The 23597-nt window shown below is 65.4% G+C and carries 25 protein-coding genes; 11 read left to right on the top strand and 14 right to left on the bottom strand.

The window, feature by feature from the left end:
* Window positions 1–102: 102 nt before the first annotated feature.
* Complete coding sequence (gene rpsU / locus BMX36_RS08935) at window positions 103–309, top strand: 30S ribosomal protein S21 (RefSeq protein ID WP_007404630.1); 207 nt, start codon at window positions 103–105, stop codon at window positions 307–309.
* Window positions 310–394: 85 nt separating this feature from the next.
* Complete coding sequence (locus BMX36_RS08930) at window positions 395–958, top strand: FKBP-type peptidyl-prolyl cis-trans isomerase (protein ID WP_093064556.1); 564 nt, start codon at window positions 395–397, stop codon at window positions 956–958.
* 531 nt (window positions 959–1489) lie between these two features.
* Here BMX36_RS08930 and BMX36_RS08925 read toward each other — a convergent pair.
* Together BMX36_RS08925 and BMX36_RS08920 are read right to left on the bottom strand one after the other, a co-directional pair.
* A complete protein-coding gene (locus tag BMX36_RS08925; RefSeq protein ID WP_066780549.1) occupies window positions 1490–1786 on the bottom strand; it encodes an EthD family reductase in 297 nt (98 codons plus the stop codon).
* A gap of 61 nt (window positions 1787–1847) precedes the next feature.
* Window positions 1848–3278: an aldehyde dehydrogenase family protein gene (locus BMX36_RS08920; protein ID WP_066780547.1), complete on the bottom strand. Its 1431-nt coding sequence runs from the start codon at window positions 3276–3278 to the stop codon at window positions 1848–1850.
* A 213-nt stretch (window positions 3279–3491) separates the two neighbouring features.
* On the opposite strand from BMX36_RS08920, the gene BMX36_RS08915 reads away from it, so the two are divergent.
* The gene (locus BMX36_RS08915; protein WP_093064554.1) at window positions 3492–4430 is read left to right on the top strand and encodes a right-handed parallel beta-helix repeat-containing protein; all 939 of its coding nucleotides are present in this window, start codon (window positions 3492–3494) and stop codon (window positions 4428–4430) included.
* Window positions 4431–4511: 81 nt separating this feature from the next.
* Here BMX36_RS08915 and BMX36_RS21670 read toward each other — a convergent pair whose 3' ends face one another.
* From BMX36_RS21670 to BMX36_RS08895, 4 genes are all read right to left on the bottom strand, one after another.
* Window positions 4512–5027 carry an energy transducer TonB gene (locus tag BMX36_RS21670; protein WP_177179063.1) on the bottom strand — a complete coding sequence of 172 codons (516 nt, stop codon included), beginning with the start codon at window positions 5025–5027 and terminating at the stop codon, window positions 4512–4514.
* A gap of 272 nt (window positions 5028–5299) precedes the next feature.
* Complete coding sequence (locus BMX36_RS08905; protein WP_177179062.1) at window positions 5300–6295, bottom strand: restriction endonuclease; 996 nt, start codon at window positions 6293–6295, stop codon at window positions 5300–5302.
* A gap of 101 nt (window positions 6296–6396) precedes the next feature.
* Window positions 6397–6795, bottom strand: coding sequence for a type II toxin-antitoxin system VapC family toxin (locus BMX36_RS08900; RefSeq protein ID WP_093064548.1), 399 nt, complete (start codon window positions 6793–6795; stop codon window positions 6397–6399).
* Entirely contained in the window at window positions 6788–7036 is a 249-nt protein-coding gene (locus BMX36_RS08895) for an AbrB/MazE/SpoVT family DNA-binding domain-containing protein (RefSeq protein ID WP_093064546.1), read from the bottom strand. Before BMX36_RS08895 ends, BMX36_RS08900 begins: the two co-directional genes overlap by 8 nt.
* Window positions 7037–7269: 233 nt before the next feature.
* Here BMX36_RS08895 and BMX36_RS08890 point away from each other — a divergent pair, with 233 nt between their 5' ends.
* Window positions 7270–7926: a recombinase family protein gene (locus tag BMX36_RS08890; RefSeq protein WP_046408804.1), complete on the top strand. Its 657-nt coding sequence runs from the start codon at window positions 7270–7272 to the stop codon at window positions 7924–7926.
* 111 nt (window positions 7927–8037) lie between these two features.
* Here the strand turns inward: BMX36_RS08890 and BMX36_RS08885 are convergent, their stop codons facing one another.
* The gene (locus BMX36_RS08885) at window positions 8038–9528 is read right to left on the bottom strand and encodes a DUF4403 family protein (RefSeq protein WP_052742496.1); all 1491 of its coding nucleotides are present in this window, start codon (window positions 9526–9528) and stop codon (window positions 8038–8040) included.
* 226 nt (window positions 9529–9754) lie between these two features.
* Here BMX36_RS08885 and BMX36_RS08880 point away from each other — a divergent pair, with 226 nt between their 5' ends.
* On the top strand, window positions 9755–10324 hold the full coding sequence (locus BMX36_RS08880; protein ID WP_046408753.1) for a DUF4142 domain-containing protein: 570 nt from the start codon (window positions 9755–9757) through the stop codon (window positions 10322–10324).
* Window positions 10325–10390: 66 nt separating this feature from the next.
* On the opposite strand, the gene BMX36_RS08875 is transcribed toward BMX36_RS08880, so the two are convergent.
* From BMX36_RS08875 to BMX36_RS08845, 7 genes are all read right to left on the bottom strand, one after another.
* On the bottom strand, window positions 10391–10885 hold the full coding sequence (locus BMX36_RS08875; protein WP_046408752.1) for a MarR family transcriptional regulator: 495 nt from the start codon (window positions 10883–10885) through the stop codon (window positions 10391–10393).
* 36 nt (window positions 10886–10921) lie between these two features.
* On the bottom strand, window positions 10922–12349 hold the full coding sequence (locus tag BMX36_RS08870) for an efflux transporter outer membrane subunit (protein WP_046408751.1): 1428 nt from the start codon (window positions 12347–12349) through the stop codon (window positions 10922–10924).
* Window positions 12349–13875: a DHA2 family efflux MFS transporter permease subunit gene (locus BMX36_RS08865; protein ID WP_046408750.1), complete on the bottom strand. Its 1527-nt coding sequence runs from the start codon at window positions 13873–13875 to the stop codon at window positions 12349–12351. Before BMX36_RS08865 ends, BMX36_RS08870 begins: the two co-directional genes overlap by 1 nt.
* Entirely contained in the window at window positions 13875–15011 is a 1137-nt protein-coding gene (locus BMX36_RS08860; protein ID WP_046408749.1) for an HlyD family secretion protein, read from the bottom strand. Before BMX36_RS08860 ends, BMX36_RS08865 begins: the two co-directional genes overlap by 1 nt.
* Window positions 15012–15449: 438 nt before the next feature.
* Complete coding sequence (locus BMX36_RS08855; RefSeq protein ID WP_046408748.1) at window positions 15450–16256, bottom strand: NUDIX hydrolase; 807 nt, start codon at window positions 16254–16256, stop codon at window positions 15450–15452.
* 23 nt (window positions 16257–16279) lie between these two features.
* The gene (locus BMX36_RS08850) at window positions 16280–16729 is read right to left on the bottom strand and encodes a PaaI family thioesterase (protein WP_046408747.1); all 450 of its coding nucleotides are present in this window, start codon (window positions 16727–16729) and stop codon (window positions 16280–16282) included.
* Window position 16730: 1 nt separating this feature from the next.
* The gene (locus tag BMX36_RS08845) at window positions 16731–17540 is read right to left on the bottom strand and encodes an enoyl-CoA hydratase-related protein (protein ID WP_046408802.1); all 810 of its coding nucleotides are present in this window, start codon (window positions 17538–17540) and stop codon (window positions 16731–16733) included.
* 126 nt (window positions 17541–17666) lie between these two features.
* Here BMX36_RS08845 and BMX36_RS08840 point away from each other — a divergent pair, with 126 nt between their 5' ends.
* Genes BMX36_RS08840 through BMX36_RS08815 form a run of 6 tightly spaced genes read left to right on the top strand, consistent with a single transcriptional unit; the run spans window position 17667 to window position 23591 of the window.
* Window positions 17667–18431 (top strand): FadR/GntR family transcriptional regulator, encoded by a 765-nt coding sequence (locus tag BMX36_RS08840; RefSeq protein WP_046408746.1) that lies wholly within the window; start codon window positions 17667–17669, stop codon window positions 18429–18431.
* A 46-nt stretch (window positions 18432–18477) separates the two neighbouring features.
* The gene (locus BMX36_RS08835) at window positions 18478–19614 is read left to right on the top strand and encodes an NAD(P)H-dependent flavin oxidoreductase (RefSeq protein ID WP_046408745.1); all 1137 of its coding nucleotides are present in this window, start codon (window positions 18478–18480) and stop codon (window positions 19612–19614) included.
* Window positions 19615–19643: 29 nt separating this feature from the next.
* Window positions 19644–20816 (top strand): thiolase C-terminal domain-containing protein, encoded by a 1173-nt coding sequence (locus BMX36_RS08830; RefSeq protein WP_046408744.1) that lies wholly within the window; start codon window positions 19644–19646, stop codon window positions 20814–20816.
* Window positions 20813–21271 (top strand): Zn-ribbon domain-containing OB-fold protein, encoded by a 459-nt coding sequence (locus BMX36_RS08825; protein ID WP_046408743.1) that lies wholly within the window; start codon window positions 20813–20815, stop codon window positions 21269–21271. The genes BMX36_RS08830 and BMX36_RS08825 overlap by 4 nt, the downstream gene beginning before the upstream one ends.
* A gap of 4 nt (window positions 21272–21275) precedes the next feature.
* The gene (locus tag BMX36_RS08820; RefSeq protein WP_093064542.1) at window positions 21276–22496 is read left to right on the top strand and encodes an acyl-CoA dehydrogenase family protein; all 1221 of its coding nucleotides are present in this window, start codon (window positions 21276–21278) and stop codon (window positions 22494–22496) included.
* The gene (locus tag BMX36_RS08815; RefSeq protein WP_066781966.1) at window positions 22497–23591 is read left to right on the top strand and encodes an acyl-CoA dehydrogenase family protein; all 1095 of its coding nucleotides are present in this window, start codon (window positions 22497–22499) and stop codon (window positions 23589–23591) included. It abuts the gene before it with no gap.
* Window positions 23592–23597: the final 6 nt, after the last annotated feature.

Here is a 23597-nt window from a genome sequence, read left to right as displayed (position 1 = left end):
GAGTGGTAGACGCAGCGGGTTCACGGCGCGGGCTACGCTCGCTGCCGCCGTTTCCGTTTTGCGGAATCGGGCTGTTTCAGATCTCGGAGAAGTGTCGGTTTTATGCAGATCATCGTTCGCGACAACAACGTCGACCAAGCCCTGCGCGCGCTCAAGAAGAAGCTGCAGCGTGAAGGCGTGTATCGCGAGATGAAGCTGCGCCGGCATTACGAGAAGCCGTCGGAAAAGCGCGCACGTGAGCGTGCCGCTGCCGTTCGCCGCGCCCGCAAGCTGGAGCGCAAGCGTGCGGAGCGTGACGGCGCACGGTAAGACCCGCGCGTCTGCATCAACTTTATCAACATTCGCTGCAATCCAGGCGCGGTGATTCGCGCCTGGTCATGACCGAGGGATCGCCATGTCGTCCGTCACCGCCGTTCCGATCGCGCCGGTCAAGCGCAGCTATGTCCTTTGGCTGATCGCCGGCATCATCGCCGCGGTTGTGGCGGCGGCGGCGCTCGCAGTTCAGGGTGACGATTTCCTGACGCGTAATGCGCGTGCGGCTGGCGTGGTGACGACGGCTTCCGGCCTGCAATATCGGGTGCTGGAGGCTGGGTCTGGCCCGAAGCCGACCGATACCGACGTTGCGCTGGTGATGTACGAAGGCAAGCTGCTTGACGGCACCACCTTCGACAAGTCGCAGCAGCCGACGCCGTTTCCCGTAACCGGCGTCGTGAAGGGCTTCTCCGAAGGGCTGAAGCTCATGCCGAAGGGCGCCAAGTACCGCTTCTGGATCAAGCCGGAGCTCGGCTATGGTGCCGAGACGAAGGGGCCGATCCCCGGAAACTCGACGCTCGTCTTCGATGTCGAACTGATCGACTTCCTGCCGGAGGCGGTGCTTCGCCAGCTGCAGCAGCAGCAGATTATGGGCGGTGCTCCCGGGGCGGCGATTCCTGGCGCCGAAGCTCCCGCTGGCCGCTGATCTAAAAGAGTGCTGATCCGGCGCTGCGGATAGCGGCGCCGGCTAGATCCCTTTAGTGCTCTCGTCGGAATATGCGATCTGCCTTGCCGCCGCACAGCGGCCGTTAGGTTCGGATGTTGCGCCGAGTCGGGGCTGCGGATTGCCCCGACGATAAGATCTTAGCTGGACCTGGCGTTCGTATGGTCGGCGCTGTGATTATTCTGGATCGATTTGGATCCTGGCCTTCGTCGGCACTGAGCTTGTCGACCTACGTGCCGCGAACAACTTCTCTCCCGGCGAGACGCCGTTGAGCACCCACTGCTGAGTTCACTCTAACTGCTCGTAAGCGTTCGCGACCGACCGTGCCCTGGGTTTCGCAGAACTGGTCCGAGGTGCTCGGTTGGCGATATCGAAGCCGGAGTGAAGCGAACTCGCCGCTTCTCAGGTGCGGGACGCGCTCGCAAGGAACCTGACACGAGCGCTGAAGAGCGCGGCGCACCTGCACAGGGCCGCGCGACGCCTGTGGTGAGGCGCGCGCGTGCCGTCATCAGATCAGAGCGTGCGGCCGACCATGATCGTCGGGGTGATGTCCGTAAAGTTCGGCACATCCGCCTGAAGCTCGCCGATCCGCGGATTGGCCATGGCCTGTCCCATCGCCTCGGGCGATGCGAAGTGGAAATGGGCGATCAACGCGAACGGCGCAGCGCCGCCGCCCGGGGCCTGCCCTTCGATCAGTTCCACCCGGTCGGGGTTCCAGATCTCGCGTGCCAGTTCGGCATGCTTCGCCTTGTAATAGCCGGCGTCGAACTTGGCGCCGTCGTGGTTCGGATACAGAACGCTAACGATCATTTTCCCTCTCCCCTTATGAAAACGGGCGCCCTCTTCAGGGCGCCCGCTGTTGGTTTTCCAATCAGGCGGCGTTTTCGCCGACGATGGTCTTCACTTCCATGAAGTCTGTCAGTCCCCATTTCCCGCCCTCGCGACCGTTGCCGGAGGATTTGTAGCCGCCGAATGGCGTCGCGCCGTTGGGGCCCCAGGAGTTGATGGTCACGAGTCCCGCGCGTAGCTTGCCAGCGATCTTCGCCGCCTCGGCCGGGTCGCCTGAAATCGTGGCGGAAAGGCCGTAATCGGTATCGTTCGCCATCTCCACCGCCTGTTCCGTATCCTCATAGGTGGTGATGGTGGCGACCGGCCCGAACGTTTCCTCGCGGTAGATCCGCATTTCCGGCGTGACGCCGGCGAGAACCGTCGGCTTCACGTAATAGCCCGCGTTGCGCCCATCCGGGCGCCCAACGCCGCCGGTGACGAGCCGTGCGCCCTCGTCGAGTGCGGATTGAATCAGGGTCTGGATCTTCTCGAACTGGGCCTTGTTCACGACCGGTCCAATGTGTGCACCCTCCTTCTCGGGGGTGTCCACCTGAGTCGCTTCCATGATGGCCTTCACGACCTCTTCGGCCTCGTTCACCTGATTCTTGTGAACCAGCAGGCGGGTTGGCGCGATGCAGCTCTGGCCGGTGTTGGCGATCACGCCGGCCAGCGTCGGGGGCAGCACTTCGCCCAGCTTCGCGCCTTCCAGAACGACGTTCGGCGCCTTGCCGCCGAGCTCCTGATGGACGCGCTTGACGGTTGCGGCAGCGGCGGTCGCCACCGCGATGCCCGCACGGGTCGAACCCGTGAAGCTCACCATGTCGACGTCTTTGTGCGCCGAGAGAGCCGCGCCAACCGTTGGACCATCGCCATTGACGAGGTTGAACACGCCAGCGGGCACGCCGGCCTCGTCCAGGATCTCGGCAAAAATCATCGCGTTGGTCGGCGCTTCTTCAGACGGCTTCAGGATCATGGTGTTGCCGGCGGCAAGTGCAGGCGCGACCTTCGCGCAGATCTGGTTCAGCGGCCAGTTCCACGGCGTGATCATGGCAACGACGCCGATCGGCTCATGCACCACGCGCGCGCCCTTGCCCGCCTGTTCGGAAAAGGTGAACTCCTTGAGCGCGGCCAGCGTGCCCATGAAATGTCCGAGGCCAGCCGGCGCCTGCGCCATGTTTGCGAATGAGATGGGGGCACCCATTTCGCGGCTGGTGGCAGCGGCGAGATCGGGAATGCGCTTCTTGTAGAGCGCGATGATCCGCTCCAGCAGGGCGATGCGATCTTCCACTGAGGAATCCGCCCAGGTCTTGAAGGCTTTCTTGGCGGCGGCGACTGCCTTGTTGACGTCGGCTTCCGTGCCCAGCGTGATCTCGGTGGTTGCCTGCTCGGTGGCGGGATCGATGACCTCGTGGCGCTTGCCACCTTCGCTGTCGACCCAGGCGCCATCGATATAATGCTTCAGATAGCTTTGCATTGTGCCTCTCCGCCTAATGGACGTGTTTCGTCACGCTTGTGCGGCCCGATTAAGTCAGTTGCAACAGGAAACGCGACGCAGTGGAAGCGTGCCGCGACGGGACAATAGGTGGCCTCGGTAGCCCGTTCCGAGCAGTTCGGCCGAGAGATGGAGCGTTTGACACTTTCGCGCCCGGGTTCGCCGCGTCAGGAGGGCATGAAAGGATTCCTCCCCATGCGTTTTGCCCCCGTCTTTCTCGCTGTCGCGATCGCCGCCGTACCGGTGAGCGGACAGAACGGGGCGGCGCCGTTCGTCGTGCAGGAAAGCGGGGAGGGTTTTGCGACCCTCGACGAGGCGTTGCAGGCCAATCGTGGCCAGGATTTCACCGTCTTGATCGCACCGGGTGTTTATCGCGAATGCGCGGTGCAGCAGGCAGGGCGGATCACCTTCAAGGCGCGACAAGCCGGAACGGCAATCTTTGAAGGAGCGTGCGAGGACAAGGCCGCCCTGGTCCTTCGCGGCAACGGCTCGGTCGTGGACGGGCTGGTGTTCCGTGGCATTCGCGTGCCTGACGGAAATGGGGCGGGCATCCGTATCGAGATCGGTGATCTGACCGTCCGCAACGCCATGTTCCTCGACAGCCAGGAAGGCATCCTGGGCGGTACGGAGGACGCGAGCCGTGTCACGGTCGATCGCTCGACCTTCTCCGGGCTTGGCCAATGCCACGAGACGGAGGATTGCGCCCATTCCATCTATCTCGCCAACAGCGGCGGCGTGACGATCACCAATTCCCGCTTCGAGCGAGGCCGCGGTGGCCACTATGTGAAGCTACGCGTGCCGCAGGTGACGATCACCGACAATAGCTTCGACGATTCAGCGGGAAGCCGCACCAATTACATGATCGACCTGCCGGAAGGCGCCACGGGCGAGATCGCGCGCAACACGTTCGTTCAGGGAACGCAGAAGGAAAACTGGAGCGGTCTTATCGTTGTCGCGGCCGAGCAGCGTAAATATTCGTCCGCCGGGCTCAAGATCGACGACAATGACGCGCGTCTCGCGCCGAACCAGGAAAAGAGCCCTGCATTCATTGCAAACGTCAGTGGTGAACAACTCGCCGTCGGCGCCAATCGTCTTGGCACCGGCATACGGGCATACGAAGTGCGCCGCCCCTGACGGATGCAAACTCACTGCTTTCAATAAGCCGCCAGGACAGGGCGCGACGGCATTGCCACCGCCAGCGCCCAGCCTTGCCTCTCAACTCTCGTCGGGCGCCAGCATGATGCTGGCGGTCTGCGTGCCGCCCTTGAACCATGCATTACGCTGTTTCGCTTCTTCGTTGATCATGGCCAGTTGCCGTGCGTGTTCTCGCGGAGACGTGGAGAATAGGATAAGCGCGACATATTTCTGATCCGGGTTCGCGCCGGTGGCGAGCGGGTGCAGGTTCTTCAGCCGCTTCACGGCACGAAGCGCGGCCTGATCCAGCCAGCCGGAGCCGGACGACTTCATCACAGTAGCCTGATCGGCAGCACCGCTAGGGCTGCAGCGGAATTTGACGTGAACGATCCCGCTCCCCGCCTCTTCTGGGGTCGGAATGCGGGGATATTGAAGTTGGCTTTCAATCTCCTGGCTCACGCGGCCCGACCATTGAACCAATGTCAAATGATGCGGTCCGACGTTGGGCGCATAGACAACGTCTGGTGAAGTCTGGCCCTGGGCGTGGAGCGCCGGGGGCACGGCAAAGCATAGCGCGGCACAGGCCGCAGTGGTCATGATCGACCTCATAACACCTCTCCGAAAGCTTCGGCCGGCGTTCGATGCTGCGATCCTGAATGTTCTTGGGTCGTCGGACGCTGGGTCGGGGGCCCTGGATGCGACACGCATCTCATCCCCAATGTAGGTTTCCCCGAAACAGTGGACGAAACCGCCTCTTCTGAAGGCATCCCAAAATGGTGGATTTGCGCCTGATACGGCGGACGTTAAGCCGTTCGATGTGTTCAGTCGCGCCCGACGGTCGATACGCGGGAGTGTCGGCCTAGATACCGCTACATAGCGACCGCCGCGTCCCATGCTCGGAGCATGACTTTGGTGAAGTCGCTGTCACGTACAGCCCGACGAAGGTCATCCCCCGCTAGCGGCACGATTAGTAAGTCTTCGCGGCTTCCCCTCAGCATCTCCTTCGTGACCGTCTCGGCGAACCCGTTCCATGAAATCAAGAAGCCGAGAGTCGCTCGTTGAGCGCGGTTCTCAAGCTTCGATCGAAACACAACGAATTCGTTCTTCCCGCATTTGCCTGACCAGTTCTTACACTCGGCAAGGATGATTGCTCCTTCACGTTTCAACCGGGCCTCATCGCTGCCGTTGATGAGGGAGATGTCGATCTCCTCGGTCTCCGTGAGGATGCGCTGGGTAACGGTCATCCCCGCCACGGTTTCGAAAAGGCGAGCGCATAGCTCTTCAAGCGAGCGACCCTTAGCTTGATTGTTCGACGCGTTCTCCACCGCATCTACCAGCGCGTCGAGAGTCAGGCTTCCCCAACCGGAAAGGCGCGCCGCCACCTCAGCGATGCGCTTCCCTACCTCGTCTGCTGCATCCGAAGCGGCCTCCTCTACTTGCTCTGCGACCCTGCGGACCGCAAGGTAAGCCTTAGAAAGGTTCGTCTCTGCCGTCGCAATCTCGAAGCGCAACGCCACATATGCGCCGTCATCGTCTTGGTAGGACACCTCGGTGTCGCCGGAAGATTTCTGCCGGGCCTCGACCGCTCGCCTAACCAGGTCGAGGTATTGCTCGAGACCAATAGGCGAGTACCAATATTTCCGTGTCCATGTATGATCGGCCTCCCCAACCAGAGCACTACCGCGCCGGTGGACGGCTCCGTTCCAATCTAAGTGGTGGACACCACCCTTGATCTGACCAACCTGAAACCCGCAGCCGTCCTGAACATCGCTCAGGTCGAGCTTCTGTAGAATGGCGGGCGTCAGCAGGACTGGCTCATCCTCGTTAGCCGTTCGTAGGAGTTGTCGCGCCTGCTTCTCGTTCATCGGTTCTGCCATCTTCTTTAGACGTTCTTATTGTTTCGTCTGGTTAGATTGCGGACAGCATGGCAACCTGCCGAACAGTACCCAAAAGTACGAATCTGCGACTACTCTGCAAGCGGTCGCACATTGGTGATGCTGATGCCGACCTCGGCGCTCGCAAGTGGGCCGTCCGTTGTGAGCATCTCGGCTTGCAGGTCGATCGCCAAAGCAAGGCATGCCCGGTCGCCAAGCGACAGGCCAAGCGCCTTCGTCGCTGGCCGAAGGTCGCCTACGATGAGCGCTTGGGCAGGAGTGAGCGGCCGGACATCGAGGTGCAGCCCGCCAAGCGCCTCACGCACCTCGTCGAGCGGCAGTCCTCGGTCCCGGAGCTTGGAGACGACCTCGGCGAGGTTGGTCGTTCCGATGATGCTACGGGTGAGCACGTCGACTATCCGATCCGCCCCGGGTTCATCGTTCAGAAGGCAGAGCAGGGCGGAGGCGTCGAGTACGACTTTGCTACTCACGCTCCGCCTCACGCCGACGCTCCGCAATCAGCTCGTCAGCCAACCCGACCCCAGCAGGCACATACTTGCGCAGGATGGCGCGAGCACGTTCAAGTGCCTTAGGCACGGATCGTACCCGCAACTCGCCATCATCCACATCGACGAGAACGGTGTCACCCGTGGTGATCCCGAGCTCACGGCGCATAGCCGCCGGAATCACGAGTTTACCACCGTCTACAATCTTAACTCTCTGTGCTTCCATCTGCACCAAACTTGCTTAGCTGACCCAATCACCATCCCTTACCGAATACCGGCGCACAGGGATAGCACGAAGCAGGACCTTTCGACGCGTTTGGTGATCGGTGGCCGTTCATGTCTGCGTGCGGTAGCCACTTAGGCTTGGCTTGCTGAGCTAGGCTCGACAGGATCCGCGCTTGCTATTCAGAGCCGGTGATCGCAGCGGTGGCGCAATTGGGTATACCCAACGGAGCCAACATGAGTACGACAGTCCGCGCTGCTCGCGTGTACCTGCGCGTCAGCACCGACGAGCAGGATCTTGAACGACAAGAGGCGATGGTCGTGTCCTCGCGTGCCGCGGGGTATTATGTCGCAGCTGTTTATCGCGAGAAGGCTTCCGGCGCGCGTCCTGACAGGCCCGAGTTGCTTCGCATGATAGCCGACCTGCAAATGGGCGAAGTGGTTATCGCCGAAAAGATCGATCGGATCAGTCGCCTGCCGCTGGCTGAGGCGGAGAGGCTCGTCACCGCTATCCGCGACAAGGGAGCGAGGCTAGCCGTACCAGGAATCGTGGATCTTACCGATCTTGCCGAGGACAATGGCGGGGTGACGCGCATCGTCCTAGAGGCAATTCAAGACATGTTACTGAGGGTTGCGCTTCAGACCGCTCGCGATGATTACGAACTGCGCCGCGAGCGGCAGCGGGAAGGCATAGCGATCGCCAAGCGGGAGGGACGCTACACCGGTCGAAAACCAGACTTGGCCCATCATCGCCGCATCGTCTCACTTCGTGAGGCTGGGATGAGCATAGCGAAAACGGCGGCGCTGGCGGGTTGCAGCATCGCACAAGTCAAGCGCGTCACAGCCCTCCACCGGGCGACCAAGCAGAGCGATGCGCGTCCGACGATACCGTGAGACAGAGCCGGATGATTTGATTTGACCTTTGAATAGTTCTGCCAAGATCGAAAGAGGCTGCAGCGTTGCCGCTGGGACGATCAAGCAGGCGTCAAGGCTGCAGCAGAGATCTCAATTTCCGGCCCGCCGTGGCGCAAGGCCGATCGTGGCCGTGCCGCGCCCCCATACCGGCAGGTAGACGCCTTGCCCCGCCGCCTTCAGCTGGCCCGTCCGCACGTCCGTGATGCGGGCGCGCACGATCAGGTCGCCGATACGCTTCTCGTCGATCGCACGGGTGATCTTGCCGAACAGCTTGTCGAAATCCTTTTCGAAATTCTGGGTCAGCGCGGCTGACACAGTGCCAGATATGCCGGGAGTGTTGGCAAGCTTCAGCAGCAGGCTTGTCCGGACCGAGTCGGTCACACTGGCGACGGTGAGATCGTCGAACGCGACACGGCGATCGTTGACGGCGTTGCGCGGCGTGGCGGTAAGCCAGATCGTGCCCCGCGAAGGCTCCCCGCCTTCGGCTGCCGCGCTGAAGCGAAGCCCGACTGCGATCTTGCCGCCCGTCGTGCCGTAGATGGTCACTTGGTGGAACTGCGCGCGCACGGCCCCGACACCGGGCACTTCGAAGGGGCGGCGCGACCGCTTCACCAATGCCTTGGCGAGGACCGGCTCCAGCTGACGATAGTCGGCGATGACGGGTATGGCGAACAGGATGCGGCCGGGTCCGGGCTGCGTGCGCGTCATGTCGGGGAGCGGCCGGCGCTGCGGATCAGGTGGCCGGTCGCCGACGAACGTCTCCGTAACTGCCGTCAGCCCTAGAGCCAGGTTCACCCGGTTGCGCGAGATGGTGTAGCCTCCGTAGCTCAACTGCCGGGGCGTGATCCGCATCCACACCGGCGGGTTCGCCCGGTTCAGTTGGACGGAGGTGAACGCCGACCCCCAGACCTGCGCGACCTGCTCGCGCAGCTGCAATCTGCCGAGTTCCTGCGGCAGCGAACGCTCCAGGCGCGCGACGACGCCGGCGAGCTTGGCGTCAGCCTTGCTGGTGAACTCGATGCGCTGGCCAAGGAAGTCGACGTGGGGCTCGTCGGTCCAGTCGTAGGCGATCGACACCGTGCCGCGCGGCGACCAGTCGCGGGCGATGTCGAGCCTGATCACAGCCCGGACGCGGGCGTCCGCCTCGGCCGTTTCCCGGCTGAGTACGCCTCCCACGTCGCGCGCGCTGATCGCGGCGTGAAGCGGCATGGTGACAATGATCGTTTTTCCCGAGCCCTCCAGCACCAGCGGCCCTCGGACGACGGTGCCGGTGATGCGGCACTGGATGGCGGGCGTCTTTATCTTCGCGAAGAGGATCTTGACCTTCTTCGGCGGAAGGCAGGTCTGCCCCGGCTTGTCGATCGACCAGAGGCGACGTGGAATCGCCTGTTCGAGGCTTCGGGCCAGCTTGTCCAGGTCCGCGACGATCGGCACATCGACGGTGGACGTCTGCGGTGGCACGTTGATCGTGTCCGTCGCTCGCGGCGGCGCCTGGCGAGGCGTTCGGTCGCAGCCAGCGAGGCAGGCGACGCAGAGCAGGACGGATGCGATCGAGGCACTCGAGACTTCGCTCCTGCGCAAGAAGGACCCGGCAGTCCGGCCTGGCGCTTCAGCTTTTGACGCTGCCGGCGCGGGAACGGTCCCCCTGGCCGTCGTGTTCTTCATCGCCGCGCACCTCCAGCCGTCCGAGCGGCCATCCATCCAGTGGGTTCACCAAACGAGTTTAGAGAAAGGGAACCGTTCCGTTTCCTTATCGTTCAGCTCGTTGATTTCGGTCAACGCCTCACAACACCAATGGAGGATCTCAATGAAGACTGCGATAGTGGCTGCGTTGCTCACCCTGGCGCCGATACCAGTGTTGGCGCAGGCCGTTTCGCCCGCCACTTCGGGAACGATGACCAGCGCCGACGTCGGCGTTTCGCCGATCGCGAGCCAGAGCGGACCCAATTACGTGCTCGCGGCGGCCGACGCCAACCTTTACCAGATCAAGGCCGCGCAGCTCGCCGCGACACGCGCGCAGCGGGATGACGTCAAGGCCTATGCCAAGCGCGTGCTGGCGGAAACGCAGAGCAGCCACCAGGCGCTACTTGCGGCGCTGAAGAACGATCAGCGCACGATAAAGGCGCCGCCCTCGAGCCTGTCCGCCGACCGAGCCGCCCTGCTCAAGCTGCTCCAGAAGGCGCCCAAAAGCGCGTTCGACAATCTGTATCTGACCCAGTCCGCGCAGGTCCAGCAGGCCGCATGGGCCGTGCACAAGGGTTACGCGCAGGATGGAACCGATCCGGCGCTGCAGCAGGTCGCCGGCACTGCGGTCCCGGTGCTGGAGAACGAGCTCACCACTGGCAAGTCCCTTACCCCCTCCGGGCTTGCAGGATAGGTGAAACCGGCCGGGCCAGGTCGATGAAGCCCCCCTTCGACCTGGTCCGGCATCTGTTTGCGGCGATCACTGTCTGGAGTGCAGCCGGCGGAATTGCTCCCGTGCTTCGGCGCGCATGAGCTGCTGCATAACAATCCAGTAGCCCGTGACGGCTGTTTCTCCTGCCGCTTGGTAAGCGTTCGCCATGTTGCTCCTGAGATGCTCGAAAAGCGCGTTTTCTAGCGCTCGTCCCTTATCGGTCAAAGAAAGCAGCTTCTGACGACGATCGCGCTCCCCGACCCGTCCGGAGACGAGCCCGCGATCCATGAGGTCCCTCATGACCCTGCCAAGCGATTGCTTGGTGACGCTTAGAACGTCCAGGAGTTCGCTGACGGAAATTTCGGGATGCCTCCCCAAGAAATAAAGAACGCGGTGGTGTGCCCGCCCGAGGTTCTGCTTAGCCAGCTCGGTATCGACATGAGCCAGATGGGATCGGTGAGCAAAGAACATCAGGTCCATCCCTCCCCTGATCGCGTCATCACGCAGATACTGGGCAGGTGGCGGCAGAAGCGGCGCCGTCACGCGGTCAGGCCCCTCCCTGGCATGGCTGCAAGACCGTCACTGCTGGCTCCATCCCAGTCCTATCGCCTTCTGCAAGGCGATGAATGCACGATCAAGTTCACCCGTCGCTTCCAGGACCGACTGATCAGCAGCCAGCGCCGCGCGTTCGGCCTCGATGGATGTGGTCAGCGGGATCGCCCCCTGCTCGTATCGCTGCTTGGCGTAGGTCGCCGACTGCCTGGAACCATCCCGGCTCGCGATGCTCGAAAACAGGTTACGTCGCTGATTGCCGAAGCGGGTCAGGCTGGTTTCCGCATCGGACAGCGCGCCGAGAACAGCCTTCCGATATTGTGCTTCAGCCTCGTCACGGTCGGCCCGCGCCTGTTCGACCCGGGCACGATTGCGGCCGAAGTCAAGGAAGCTCCAGCTGATCCGCGGCAGCAGCAGACCCGCTACGCTGTCAGGATCGACCGCATCGGCAATATTGGGACCACCCAGGCCGATGATGCCCATGATACTGACCGAAGGGAACTGCCGGGCAATGTTGACGCCAATCTTTGCGTTCGATGCCGCCAGCTGCCGCTCGGCCGCGCGAATGTCTGGGCGGCGCCGAAGCATGGCGGCGGGATCGCCGATCGCGACAGTCCCGGGGATCATCGGAATCGGAGCGGGCGCGGAGAGCGCCGCGTCGTGCGCACCGGGCTCGTCGCCGGTGAGCAGGGCAAGCTGGTCCAGCGTGGTCGCGATCTGTCCCTCAAGCGGCAACAGTCCCGCCTCCGTGCGAGTCAGCTCGGTCTTCAGACGCACCACCTCGTCGCGCGATGAGGCGCCGCGCTGCTCGCGCTGTTGCAGCAGGGCGAGTGATCGCTGCTGAAGCTGCGCGGAGCGGCGCGCCAGGATCAGGCGCTGCTGGAGTTCGCGCAAGGTCACATAGTTCTGGGCCACCTCCGCCGAGAGACGAACTTGCGCATCAGCTCTATTGGCTTCGGCCGCCTGAGCCTGGGCCTCGGCACCTTCGGCCGCGCGGCGCCGTCCGCCGAAGAGATCGATCTCCCACGACGCATCAAGGCCGGCATTGTAGAATTCGGCCCTGATACGATCGGATTGCTCGCCCTGCGTCGGCAGCGCGAGCGAGCCTGCGGGAAGATCGGCGACGATCGCAGTGCCCGACGCCGAGACGGTGGGCAGCTGGTTCGCGCGCTGTTCGCGCAAGCTGGCGCGCGCCTTGCGGATGCGCGCCTCCGCGATCGCCACGTCGGGATTTGAGGCAAGCGCGCGGTTGATCAGCGTCGTGAGCTGCAGATCGCCCATGCCTTCCCACCAGCGCGCAACAGGGGCTTGCGGTGACGTGACTACCTGATCTGCGCGGCGAAATGTCGTTCCGGGACGCTCGCCGCTCGCGACGCCCGGCGGGCCTCCATAATTGGGTCCGACGACGCAGCCGGTCAGGAGGGCGGGCAGAATGGCCCAGCTAAGTCGCTTCATCAGTGCATCGCCATCTGCGTGTCGGAGGAGATCGGGCGGAGGAACAGCGCCAGCGGGGTAGTGATCGCAATCGCGACGCCGAGCGCGAAAAACAGATCGTTATAGGCCATGACGGTAGCTTGCTCGAGGAGCTGCCCGGCAAGCTGCCTATAGGCGCCCGCTTCGCCGGACGGCATGGACATGGCCTTCGCGAACCACTCCTGCGTGGTCGCCGCGTTGGCCGACACCGTCTCCCCTAGCCGATTGAAATGCAGGAAAGTCTGCCGGTCCTGGAGGGTCGCCATCAGGGCGAGGCCGATCGATCCGCCAAGGTTCCGTCCCGCGTTGAACAGCGCGGACGCGTCGCCGGCATCCTCGGGCGCCACGGCGCTGATCGCGGCCTGGTTAAGGAACATCATGGCGAAGATCTGCCCGAAGCCGCGGACGAGCTGGGAATCCCTCAGATCGCCCCCCGCCGATTGTGCGGTGAGGTGCCAATCCATGGCGCAACTGACGCCGATCAGCGTCATCCCGACGAAGACAGCCAGCCGGACATCGAGATATTTGAACGCGAGCGGCAGGAACGGCATCAGCATCAGGGCAGGGATGCCGGAGACGAAGACCACCTTGCCCGATTGCAGGGCGCTGTAATCCGCCATCGACGAGAGGAATTGCGGGATCAGGAAGGTCACGCCGTAGAGCACGACGCCGATGACAAGGCTGAGGACGAAGACGCTGCCGAACGACCGGCTGAAGATCAGCGACAGCTTGAGAACCGGATGCGCGGAGCGGACCTGTCCGATCGTGATGAGCGCAAAGCCGAACACCGTTGCGATCGCGAGCTTCACGATCATCGCGGACTCGAACCACATCTCGCGCTGTCCCTCCTCCAGCATGACGGTGAGCGCTCCCAAGCCGATCGCGAGCCCCGCGATCCCGAACCAGTCGGCATGGCGCAGCTGGTCGAGCCGCAGCTTCTCGTGCTTGAGCCCGAACAGCAGGAGCAGGACGAGCCCGGCACAGACCGGCACGTTGAGGAAGAAGGCATAATGCCAGCTGTAATTGTCGGTGAGCCAACCACCGATGATCGGCCCGAGCACCGGGCCGAGGATCGCGGTGCCGCCGAACGCGGCGGTGCCGATCGGCTGCTGTGACGGGGGCAGCCGCGTCGCGATGATGGTCATGGCAGTCGGAATCAGCGCACCACCGGTAAAGCCCTGGCCCACACGGCCAGCGATCATCATCGGCAGCGTCGTCGAGATGCCGCACACGACGGAAAAGCCGGTGAAGCTGATCGCCGCGCCCAGCAGGAAGTTGCGCAGACCGAACAGGCGCACCAGGAAGGGGCTTAGCGGGATCATGACGATCTCCGCCACGAGATAGGAGGTCGCGACCCAGGTGCCCTCGGTGCCGCTCGCGCCGATTTCGCCCTGGATTGTGGGCAGGGCCGCATTGACGATCGAGATGTCGAGAAGCGCCATGAACGACCCGATCGTGCCTGCAGCGACGGCAAGCCAGTCGCGCAGGCCGGCGCGTTCCGCCGCCATCAGCGCGCGCCCTGCGTCTCGCCGCGCTTCAGCCGCTCGGTTTCCTGCTTGATTCGTTCCCGGCTTCCCTTGGCGCCGATCGTGTCGACCGTCACCTCCACCGACAGTCCGGGACGCAGCACCCGCCGCGCCTCCGGACCCGCCTCGATGCTGATCCGCACGGGCACGCGCTGGACAATCTTGGTGAAGTTCCCGGTCGCGTTCTCGGGCGGGATGAGTGAAAACTGCGCGCCCGTCCCCGGAGAAAAACTGGCGACCCGGCCTCGCAGTTCGGCACCGTCCAGTGCATCCACCTTGATGGTCACGGGCTGCCCGACGCGCATCAGCGCGACCTGAGTTTCCTTGAAGTTCGCCTCGATGTAGAGTTGATCGACTGGCACCACCGACATCAGCCGGGTCGCCGGCTGGACATATTGCCCAGCCCGGACGGCCTTGTCGGCGACAACGCCGTCGATGCTGCTGCGGATCTCGACGGCCCCGAGGTCCGTCGAGGCGCGCGCAAGCTGCGCCTGCGCGGTGCCACGCTGCGCCTCCGCCTGACCGATGCGAGCCGCTTGGGTTGCAACACTGCGACGGGCGGCGAGGTAGGCCGCTCGCTGCGCGCGCAGCTCCGCGGCAGCCCGGTCACGCTGAAGCACCAGGCTTGCCAGCCGCTCACGCGATTCCGCCCCTGTCCGGGTGAGCGGTTCGTAGCGTCTTACCTCGTTCTCTGCCGCTGCGGCGGCAGCCTCGGCGCTCGCGACCTGGGCGGCCGCCTGGGCGACCGTGGCCTGTTGCTCATCAAGTGTCCGGCGCGCAGTGGTGATGTTGGCGCCGGCTGCGGCGATCTGGGCTTGCGCCTCTTCGACATTGGCGCGGTAGTCGCGAGGATCGAGCACGGCGAGCAGCTGACCGCGACGGACAGGCTGGTTGTCGGCGACGAGAACACGCTCGACATAGCCGCCCACCTTCGGCGAGACGGTCACGAAGTCCGCGCGCACATAGGCGTTGTTGGTCGACTGCAGGAACTGGCCGCTCGCGCGGTAATTCATGTACCAAACGATAGCCGCGATGATGCCGGCGACAAGCGCGGCGATGAGGACGTAGCGAATGATGGGGTAGCGCTCGAGAAGCGACGGCTTCTTTTCGCCATTCATCTCCTCGGAACCGTCCTCCGACCTGGATTCTGGGTGAAAATTCGCGTCCGGGTCGTCATGTCTCACTTTGTTTTCGTGGTTCTCAGCCCGATCGTCAGCCACCCTGCCGTCCCGTCAAATGTAAACCGAACCGTAGCATAGTCGGAGCTCGAGAGTAACGCTACAGACATTCCGGGCGTCGCACATATGACGCCCGAATGAGTCGCGTCGGGAAGCTAATCCGACGCTGGCCAAACCACGTTCGAATTGTGTCTCGCCGCCACCCAAGATGTGACGGTCGGTATGTGCAGATCCTGATCTCGATCTGGCCGGGCGCCAGCCGACGCGAAACGTCGGCCTTCGGCAACTTCCAGGTGTCAGGCCAAAGTCCCAAGAAAAGGCCGCTCTGTTTTGCCAGAGCGGCATGGGGAGGTTCTGCAATAGTCGGAACCTGGGATGTCAGGCCCTGAGCTCAGTCAAACTCTGTGTGACTTCACCATAGCCAGCATCGAGCGGAATGGTCAGAACGCGCTCTCCGTCCCGTGTCTCGATCTGCGGGAGCACGGTGACCAGCGGACGTGCCTCCGCTCGGGCGAGGCAATCCGCTGCGCTCTCGGCCTCGGCCAGCAGCTTCACGTTCATCAAGGTGGGGAAGATCACGGTTCGGGCGCCGCTTCGGGCGAGGTCCAGGACCGACTCTGGCGCGATCCACTCGGCATCGACCGTTTCATGTCCGTCGCAGATCGCGACCTGGTCGGCCGGAGCGGGGGCAGCGTAGAACCAGGTGTCGAACCGCTTCGGCATCATTTCTGGAGTGATCCAGCGGGCGAAAACGGTCAGGGCGGTCAGCGAGAGCTTCACCCCCAATCCGGCGACGACATCGAGGAAGGCGAGTTCCCCGGTATCGACCTTCCGGCGGGCCTCGGCGTCGCATACACTGGAGAAGCCGCGGCCGTCGGGATAGTTGGCCAGCAGGATCCCCGCTTCCTCGAACGCCTCGCGGATGGCGCCGATGCGCAGCGCGCGCTGGGTCGCGTCGATTTCGTCCCACCCGGTTACGTGATCGCGCCAGCGCGGATCGTCGTCACCGGGGTGCATCTTGCCTCCCGGGAACACCAGCGCTCCCGAGGCGAAATCGATCTGGTGGTGTCGTCGCACCATGAGCACCTGATATTCGGGCACATCCCGCAGCAGCAGGATGGTGCCGGCCGGTCGCGGCTCGGCCGGAGTGCGCCTGGCGTCCGCCGACGCGGTCTCGATGCTCATGATCTCTCCTATTCTCTGCACGGTCATGTCGCGATGCCGCCGTCCCGCATGAGATACGAACCGCGACCGCTGGCGAGCAGCACGTCGTCGGGCGAGCGCACCTCGCTGTCCGCGACCGACAGCGTCCGTCCTATCTTCACGACGCGCGCGTGGATGTGAAGCGGGCCGCCGCTTGCCGGACGGTGATAATCGACGTGGAGCGACGCGGTGGCGCTGACCGCACGCGTCCTCGTCAGCAGGACATACATGCCGGCGAGATCGATCAGGCTGGCGAGCACGCCGCCATGCACGGACGGGATCCGCGGATTCGATACGATCTCGTCGCGCCACGGCATGCTGAGGTGAAGGACACCGTCTGTCACGTCCTCGACGCGAAGCCCGAGCCAGGCGTGGAACGGCGCGATCGAGAGCGCGCCTTGCAATGCGGCGCCCGCCAGCCCGTTCGCGATACCCGAGGATGCCTCGTCAACCATCTCAACGTCCCTTGAAAACGGGTGTACGCTTTTCCATGAAGGCGCGCGGACCTTCGCGCGCGTCTTCAGTTCGGAACACCGGCGCGGCGAAGCCCGACTCGAGGTTCATGCCTTCGCTCTCCGGCCGCCCGATACAGGCGCGCGCCGACGCGCGGATCGCCTGCACCGCGATCGGGCCGTTGGCGGCGATCCGTCGCGCGAAGTCGAGCGCCGCAGGCAGCACCTCCTCCGGCGCAACGACGCGGTTGAGGAAGCCATAGTCGAGCGCGGTTCCGGCATCGATCAGATCGCCGGTGAGCAGCAATTCCATCGCGCGCGCAAAGGGAAGCTGGCGCGGCAGTCGCACCGTCGATCCCCCGCCCGGGAAGATCGCCCATTTGACCTCCTGCACGCCGAAGCGCGCGGCGCTCGATGCGATCCTGAGATCTGTACCCTGGACCAGTTCCATGCCGCCTGCGATCGCATGCCCGTTGATGGCGGCGATCACCGGCTTGACGACGTCAAATGTGCGCAGCAGCGCGGTGCCGAGAATATCGCGGTCAGCGAGCACGCGGCGATCCCACTCGTCCTCCGGCGGTCGCCCGCCGCTGACGAGCGGGATAAGGCGGCCGAGGTCGGCACCCGAGCAGAAGGCGTCGCCGGTGCCGGTCACGACCGCGACGCGGATCTCGGCGGCGTCGCGCACCCTGCTCCAGCAGTCGGCCAGTTCCACCAGCATCTGCGGATCAAGCGCGTTGCGCGCCGCGGGTCGGTTGAGATGGATGATGGCGATATATCCATCGGTTTCCATCCAGGCTGCGTTGTCGGTCATCAATTCCCCTCCCGCGCTTTAACATTATACCCTTTTAATAGCCTTGCAAGCCGGCGACGGCAGCAATTTGCCGCTGGACAAAGATAAAGCAGTGGAGCAACATAAAACCATGATAAGGATTCATTGATGCCGGACGTGGATGAGCAGGGCGAGGCGCTCTCGTTCGCAAGGGGCAAGCGCGCGCTTCGCGTGGCGCAGGCGATCGTGCACGACATCGAGGCCGACGCACGCCAGGTCGGCGACCGGCTGCCTCCGGAGCACGACATGCTCGCGCGGTACGAAGTCGCCCGCGCCACATTGCGTGAGGCGCTGCGTTTTCTGGAACTGCAGGGCGTGCTCCACCTGCAGCCCGGTCGAGGCGGCGGGCCGGTGGTCGCGCGGCCGCAGATTGGCGATTTCACGAGTTCGCTTGCGCTCGTACTGCACTTCGTCGGCACCGACCTGCGCGCGCTGATCGAGCTGCGCGAGGCGCTGGCCCCGCGGGCGGCCTCTCACGCTGCCCGGCGCGCAACGGCGGCGGATCTGATGGCGCTGGCAAGCTGCTTCGCCGATCTCGAGCAGCAGGTGGAATCGATGCTGTTCGAGGAAACCAACCGGCGCTTCCACGACCTTCTGGCATGGGCGAGCGGCAATCCGCTGTTCGGGTTGCTCACGTCCGCGCTGCATCTGCTGACCCGCGACCTTTCGCGCCAGCTCGGCTATTCCGAGCACGAGCGCGAGAACCAGGTTCGTCGCCTCGCGCGCGTCGTCCATGCGGTGCGGCTGCGCGACGCGGTCACGGCGCGGCGCGAGATGGAACGGCTCGTCGAGGGATCGGCGGAGTATCTCGGGCGGCGCAGCCCCGACCTGATGGATCAGAAGGTGCGCTGGACCCAGGCGTTCGAGGCGTAGCCGCCGGAGTAGATCAGCAACGAGAACGATGTGGGAGAGACGGACAATGGCCCTGAACAGCCGAATCTGCGGGATGCTCGGCATCGACTATCCGATCGTCCTGGCCGGCATGGGCGGGGCAAGCGTCCCGCGACTGGCGGCGGCGGTGTCCAACGCGGGCGGGCTGGGCGTGCTCGGCGCGGCAGCGTGCTCACCCGAGCAGCTCCGCGCGTGGATCCGCGAAACGCGCGCGCTGACCGACAAGCCGTTCGGCGTCGACACGCTCCTGCCCGCCTCGGTGCGGCGCGGCTCGGCGCCGCAAACCGGGGCCGCGCCGGCGGACCCGCGCGCGGTGCTCGCCGACTATCAGGCGTTCACGCGCGACTTCATGGAGCGCGAGGGGCTGGAGATCGTCGCGCGTGATTCCGGCCGCGCCGTCACGGAGGGTGCGGCAAACGGCGGCGCGGCGCTGTTCTCCAAGGAGTTCTTCGAGGCCCAGATGGAGGTCGTCGTCGAGGAGAAGGTGCCCGTCTACGCGGCGGGGCTCGGCAATCCGGGGCCGTGGATGGATCGACTCCACGCCAACGGCACGGTCGTCATGGCGGTCGTCGGCAAGGTGAAGCACGCGCTGCAGGTGGTGGAGTCGGGCATCGACGTGATCGTGGCGCAGGGGCACGACGGCGGCGGGCATAATTCGCCGATCGGCACCATCTCGCTCATCCCGCAGGTCGTCGATGCCGTGGGGGACCGGGTGCCGGTGCTCGGCGCTGGCGGCATCTCCGACGGGCGCGGTGTGGCCGCGGCCTTCATGCTGGGCGCCGAGGGCGCCTGGGTCGGCACCGCGTTCCTTGCGACGGAGGAGGCAGGGATCGAGGACTTCCAGAAGGAAGCGATCGTCGACAGCGGCGATGCCGATACCGTGGTAAGCCGCTCGATCACGGGCAAGCCTGCCCGCATGATCCGCAGCAAGTGGGCCGACGCCTGGGTGGCGGCGGGCAAGGAGCCGCTGCCGATGCCATACCAGTCGATGATCGCCGGTCCGGTGATGGCGTCGGGCATCCGTGCGAAGCGCAAGGACATCATCCCGGGCTTCGCCGGGCAGGGCATGGGGCTGATCCACGCCGTGCGCCCCGCCGCCGAGGTGATGCGCGACCTCGTCGCCGATGCCGAGCGCGCGCTCGGCCGCGCGGCGGGCCTCCGCTGAGGGTCGCGGCTGGTACAGGAGGGACAGATATGACCTTCTCGGACAAGGCGGCGATCACCGGCGTCGGGGAAACCGATTACGTCAAGGGCACCGAGCGCACCGCGGTGGACATGATGCTGGAGGCGTCGCGGCGCGCGATCGCGGACGCGGGGCTGCGCCCGTCCGACATCGACGGCATGGTGCCGCCGCCCATCTACACCACGTCGGAGGAACTGGCGGCGAACCTCGGCAACGACGTGCTGCGCTACGCCGCGACCGTCCACATGGGCGGCGCGAGTCCGACGACCGCGCTCCAGCATGCGGCGATCGCGATCGCGGCGGGGCTGTGCGACCACGTGCTCGTCACGCTCGGCTGGAACGGCTTCTCCGCGCTGCGGCCCAAGCCGGGCGCTCCGCCCACGCGGCCGATGAACATGAACACGCTGACCAACACGATCCGCGGGTATTACATGCCCTATGGCGTGTTCCTGCCGGTGCAGATGTATGCCTGGCTGGCGACCCGGCATTCGCAGCTCCACGGCGTCGGTCCGGAAGCCATGGGGGCGGTGGCGATGGCGTGCCGACGGCATGCGCAACTCAATCCGAAGGCGTTCACCTACGGCCGGCCGCTCGACTGGGAAACCTACCACGACGCCCGGATGGTGTCGGAGCCGTTCCGGCTCTACGACTGCTGCCTCGAGACCGACGGCGCGTGCGCGGTCGTCGTCTCGCGCACCGACCGCGCGCGCGACATGCCGCATGTGCCCGTCACAATCGCAGGCGCCGCCGAGGGGCATCCCTATCCCGCGGACGATATCCCCTCGCGCCCGGATCCGTTCAAGATCGGGCTGAGCTACGCCGCGCCCAAGGCCTTCGAAATGGCCGGTGTGCGCCGCGAGGAGATGGATTTCCTCCAGGTCTACGACTGCTTCACCTACGTCGTGCTGCTCCAGCTGGAGGCGATGGGCTATTGCGAGCCGGGCGGCGCGCTCGACTTCGTGCGTGACGGGCAGATCGAGCTCGGCGGGCGCTTTCCGCTCAACACCCATGGCGGGCTGCTGAGCGAGGCGCACGTGTGGGGGCTCAACCACGTCGTCGAGGCCGTGCGCCAGCTGCGGCACGACTGCGGCGAGCGCCAGGTGCCGGGAGCACAGACGGGGCTCGTCACCGGCTGGGGCGACCTGGGCGACGGCAGCATCGCCATCCTGCGGAGGTTCGCATGAACGACGACGACATTGCGCCCAAGCTGCGGGCACCCGCCGTCTCGCCGCCCAAGCCGTTGCCGCACCCGCAGGATCCGGTAGAGCAGGAGTTCTGGCAGCGCTGCCAGGGCGGCACGCTCCATTTCCAACGGTGCGGCGAGTGCCGGACGTGGCGCCACCTGCCCCGCTACATGTGCGCGCGCTGCGGCTCGCCGTCGTTCGCCTGGGAGCCGAGCAGCGGGCGCGGGCGGCTGTTTTCCTGGACGGTGACGCACCAGGCGCTTCACCCCGCCTTCGCGGCCGACGTGCCGTATGTAGCGGCGGTGGTCGAGCTGGACGAGGGCGTCCGCATGGCGACCCGGCTGACCGGCGCCGACCCTGCCACGCTCGCGCTCGACATGCCGGTGGCGCTGGCCTTCGAAACGATCGGCGACGGGTTTCGGCTGCCCGTCTTCACACCAGCTGCAGGAGCGTGAACCGATGGACCTGAGTTACGGCCCGGAATACGAGGCGTTCCGCGATGAGCTGCGCGCGTTCATCGCCGAGAACCGCCACCGTGCCCCGGCCGCGCCCGGCGCGGCGCAGCGCGCCCGGGCGGACGCGGTCGCGTGGCAGCAGCTGCTGCTCGAACACGGCTACACCGCGCGCACCATTCCGCGCGAATATGGCGGCTTCGGCGCCGAACCCGACATCCTCACCTCGCGCATCATCGCCGAGGAGTTCGCCGCGGCGGGCGTGCCGGGCGGGCTGTCGAACCAGGGCATCTCGATGCTCGTTCCGACGCTGCTCGAGCTCGGCACGGAGGAGCAGAAGCGCCGCTGGATCGCGCCGACGCTGCGCGGCGAGATCGTCTGGTGCCAGGGGTATTCGGAACCGGGCGCGGGCTCTGATCTGGCGGCGCTGCGCACCAGCGCGCGCGAGGAGAACGGCGAGTTCGTCATCAACGGGCAGAAGATCTGGACCAGCACCGCGCATCAGGCGGACATGATCTTCTGCCTCGTGCGGACGGAAGCGGACGCGCCCAAGCATGCGGGGATCAGCTACCTCATCTTCTCCATGAAAACACCCGGGATCGAGGTGCGCCCGCTGCGCACGATGACGGGCCACGCCGAGTTCAACGAAACCTTCTTCACCGACGTGCGCGTGCCCGTGGACCAGATCGTCGGCCAGCGCGGGCAGGGCTGGATGGTGGCCAACGCCACGCTCGGTTACGAGCGTGGCATGCTGGGCGACCCGGCGGCGCTGGAGAATCGCCTCGCCGCGCTCGTGCAGCTGATGCACGATGAACGGATCGACGGCGTGCGCGCGATCGACAACGCGGCATTGTGCGACCGGCTGGTGGCGCTGCAGGCCGAAGTCGCGGCGATGAAGTTCAACGGCCTGCGGCTGCTGTCCAATTCGCTGAAGGGCGAACCCGGCGGCCTCGCCAAGCTGATCGTCAAGCTCCAGTCGTGCGAACTGGCGCACCAGATCTCGGCGCTGGCGATCGACGCCATGGGGGAGCTCGGCCTGCTGTACGGCGGCAGCCGGCGCGAGCGGGCGGGCGGAAGCTGGCAGTGGAACTACATGTTCCAGCTCGGCCTCATCATCGGCGGCGGCACCGCGCAGATCCAGAAGAACATCATCGCCGAGCGGGGGCTCGGCATGCCGCGCGAGCCGAAGCTGGAGCACGCGCGCGCACCCAAGGCGGGGGCGGCATAGATGGATTTCGGTCTTTCCCCCGAGCAGCGGATGCTGCGCGACGCGGTCGATCGGCTGCTGCGCGAACATTGCCCGCTCGATCACGTCCGCGAGGTCGCGGAGGGCGGCCATGCCGTCAGTGCGGCGGTGGTGGCGGCGCTGTCCGAGCTTGGCCTTTCCGGCATCATGGTGCCCGAGGAGCACGGCGGCCTCGGCCTGGGCCTGCTCGATGCCTTAGTAGTGGCGGAGGCGCTCGGCGCAGCGGTGGCGCCGGTGCCGTTCGTGGCGCGCTGCGTCCTCGCCCCGCTTGCGCTGCGGCTTGCCGGCACGCCGGCGCAGCAGGCGCGCTGGCTGCCGCGCATTGCCGACGGCAGCGCGCGCTTCGGCGTCGGGCTGACCGAGGTCGTCAACCGTCGCGACGGCGGCGGCGTCACGGCCGCGGACGGCACGCTCAGCGGCTCCGCGCTGTTCGTGCTCGACAGCGCCGACGCCGATGCCTTTGTCATCGCCGACCAGGGCGGCCAATTGCATCTGGTCGCCGGCGAGGCGGACGGGCTCGAACGCCTTCCGCTGTCCACGATCGACCTCACGCGGTCGGTGGGAGAGTTGCGGCTCGACGGCGTCGCGGCCGAGCCGCTCGGCGAGGACGACGGCGGGACCGCCAACCGGCTTGTCGCCGCGGGCCGCGTGCTGCTCGCGGCGGACAGCGTGGGCGCGGGCGACGTGATGATCGCGCGGGCGGTCGATTATGCCGGGGAGCGCGAGCAGTTCGGGCGCGTCATCGGCAGCTTCCAGGCGGTCAAGCACATGTGCGCCGAGATGGCGGCGCGGCTGGAGCCGTGCCGATCGCTCGTCTGGTACGCGGCGCATGCGTTCGACGCGGTCCCGGATGAGGCTTTGCTGATGGCATGTCATGCCAAGTCTCACACCGGGGAGGTGGGCCGATTCGTCGCGCGTACCGCCACGGAGGTCCACGGCGGGATGGGGTTCACCGACCTGCTCGGCCTCCATTACTGGTTCAAGCGCATCGGCTTCGACCGGCAGTTGCTCGGCGGGCCGGAGATCGTGCGCGCGGAGGCGGCCGCGCTGCAGGGCTGGGGCAAACGCGCCGCCTGAGACGAG

Source organism: Sphingomonas sp. OV641 (assembly GCF_900109205.1).
GTDB lineage: Bacteria > Pseudomonadota > Alphaproteobacteria > Sphingomonadales > Sphingomonadaceae > Sphingomonas.
This window is presented reverse-complemented; position numbering and strand designations above follow the sequence as displayed.

Coding starts and splice junctions, on each gene's coding strand:
- BMX36_RS08825 (WP_046408743.1), top strand. CDS start 20,813: ATGAACGACGACGACATTGCGCCCAAGCTGCGGGCACCCGCCGTCTCG.
- BMX36_RS08925 (WP_066780549.1), bottom strand. CDS start 1,786: ATGATCGTTAGCGTTCTGTATCCGAACCACGACGGCGCCAAGTTCGAC.
- BMX36_RS21670 (WP_177179063.1), bottom strand. CDS start 5,027: ATGACCACTGCGGCCTGTGCCGCGCTATGCTTTGCCGTGCCCCCGGCG.
- BMX36_RS08890 (WP_046408804.1), top strand. CDS start 7,270: ATGAGTACGACAGTCCGCGCTGCTCGCGTGTACCTGCGCGTCAGCACC.
- BMX36_RS08835 (WP_046408745.1), top strand. CDS start 18,478: ATGGCCCTGAACAGCCGAATCTGCGGGATGCTCGGCATCGACTATCCG.
- BMX36_RS08815 (WP_066781966.1), top strand. CDS start 22,497: ATGGATTTCGGTCTTTCCCCCGAGCAGCGGATGCTGCGCGACGCGGTC.
- BMX36_RS08895 (WP_093064546.1), bottom strand. CDS start 7,036: ATGGAAGCACAGAGAGTTAAGATTGTAGACGGTGGTAAACTCGTGATT.
- BMX36_RS08850 (WP_046408747.1), bottom strand. CDS start 16,729: ATGGTTGACGAGGCATCCTCGGGTATCGCGAACGGGCTGGCGGGCGCC.
- BMX36_RS08860 (WP_046408749.1), bottom strand. CDS start 15,011: ATGAATGGCGAAAAGAAGCCGTCGCTTCTCGAGCGCTACCCCATCATT.
- BMX36_RS08865 (WP_046408750.1), bottom strand. CDS start 13,875: ATGGCGGCGGAACGCGCCGGCCTGCGCGACTGGCTTGCCGTCGCTGCA.
- BMX36_RS08820 (WP_093064542.1), top strand. CDS start 21,276: ATGGACCTGAGTTACGGCCCGGAATACGAGGCGTTCCGCGATGAGCTG.
- BMX36_RS08840 (WP_046408746.1), top strand. CDS start 17,667: ATGCCGGACGTGGATGAGCAGGGCGAGGCGCTCTCGTTCGCAAGGGGC.
- BMX36_RS08915 (WP_093064554.1), top strand. CDS start 3,492: ATGCGTTTTGCCCCCGTCTTTCTCGCTGTCGCGATCGCCGCCGTACCG.
- BMX36_RS08830 (WP_046408744.1), top strand. CDS start 19,644: ATGACCTTCTCGGACAAGGCGGCGATCACCGGCGTCGGGGAAACCGAT.
- BMX36_RS08920 (WP_066780547.1), bottom strand. CDS start 3,278: ATGCAAAGCTATCTGAAGCATTATATCGATGGCGCCTGGGTCGACAGC.
- BMX36_RS08880 (WP_046408753.1), top strand. CDS start 9,755: ATGAAGACTGCGATAGTGGCTGCGTTGCTCACCCTGGCGCCGATACCA.
- BMX36_RS08870 (WP_046408751.1), bottom strand. CDS start 12,349: ATGAAGCGACTTAGCTGGGCCATTCTGCCCGCCCTCCTGACCGGCTGC.
- BMX36_RS08855 (WP_046408748.1), bottom strand. CDS start 16,256: ATGAGCATCGAGACCGCGTCGGCGGACGCCAGGCGCACTCCGGCCGAG.
- BMX36_RS08905 (WP_177179062.1), bottom strand. CDS start 6,295: ATGAACGAGAAGCAGGCGCGACAACTCCTACGAACGGCTAACGAGGAT.
- rpsU (WP_007404630.1), top strand. CDS start 103: ATGCAGATCATCGTTCGCGACAACAACGTCGACCAAGCCCTGCGCGCG.
- BMX36_RS08930 (WP_093064556.1), top strand. CDS start 395: ATGTCGTCCGTCACCGCCGTTCCGATCGCGCCGGTCAAGCGCAGCTAT.
- BMX36_RS08845 (WP_046408802.1), bottom strand. CDS start 17,540: ATGACCGACAACGCAGCCTGGATGGAAACCGATGGATATATCGCCATC.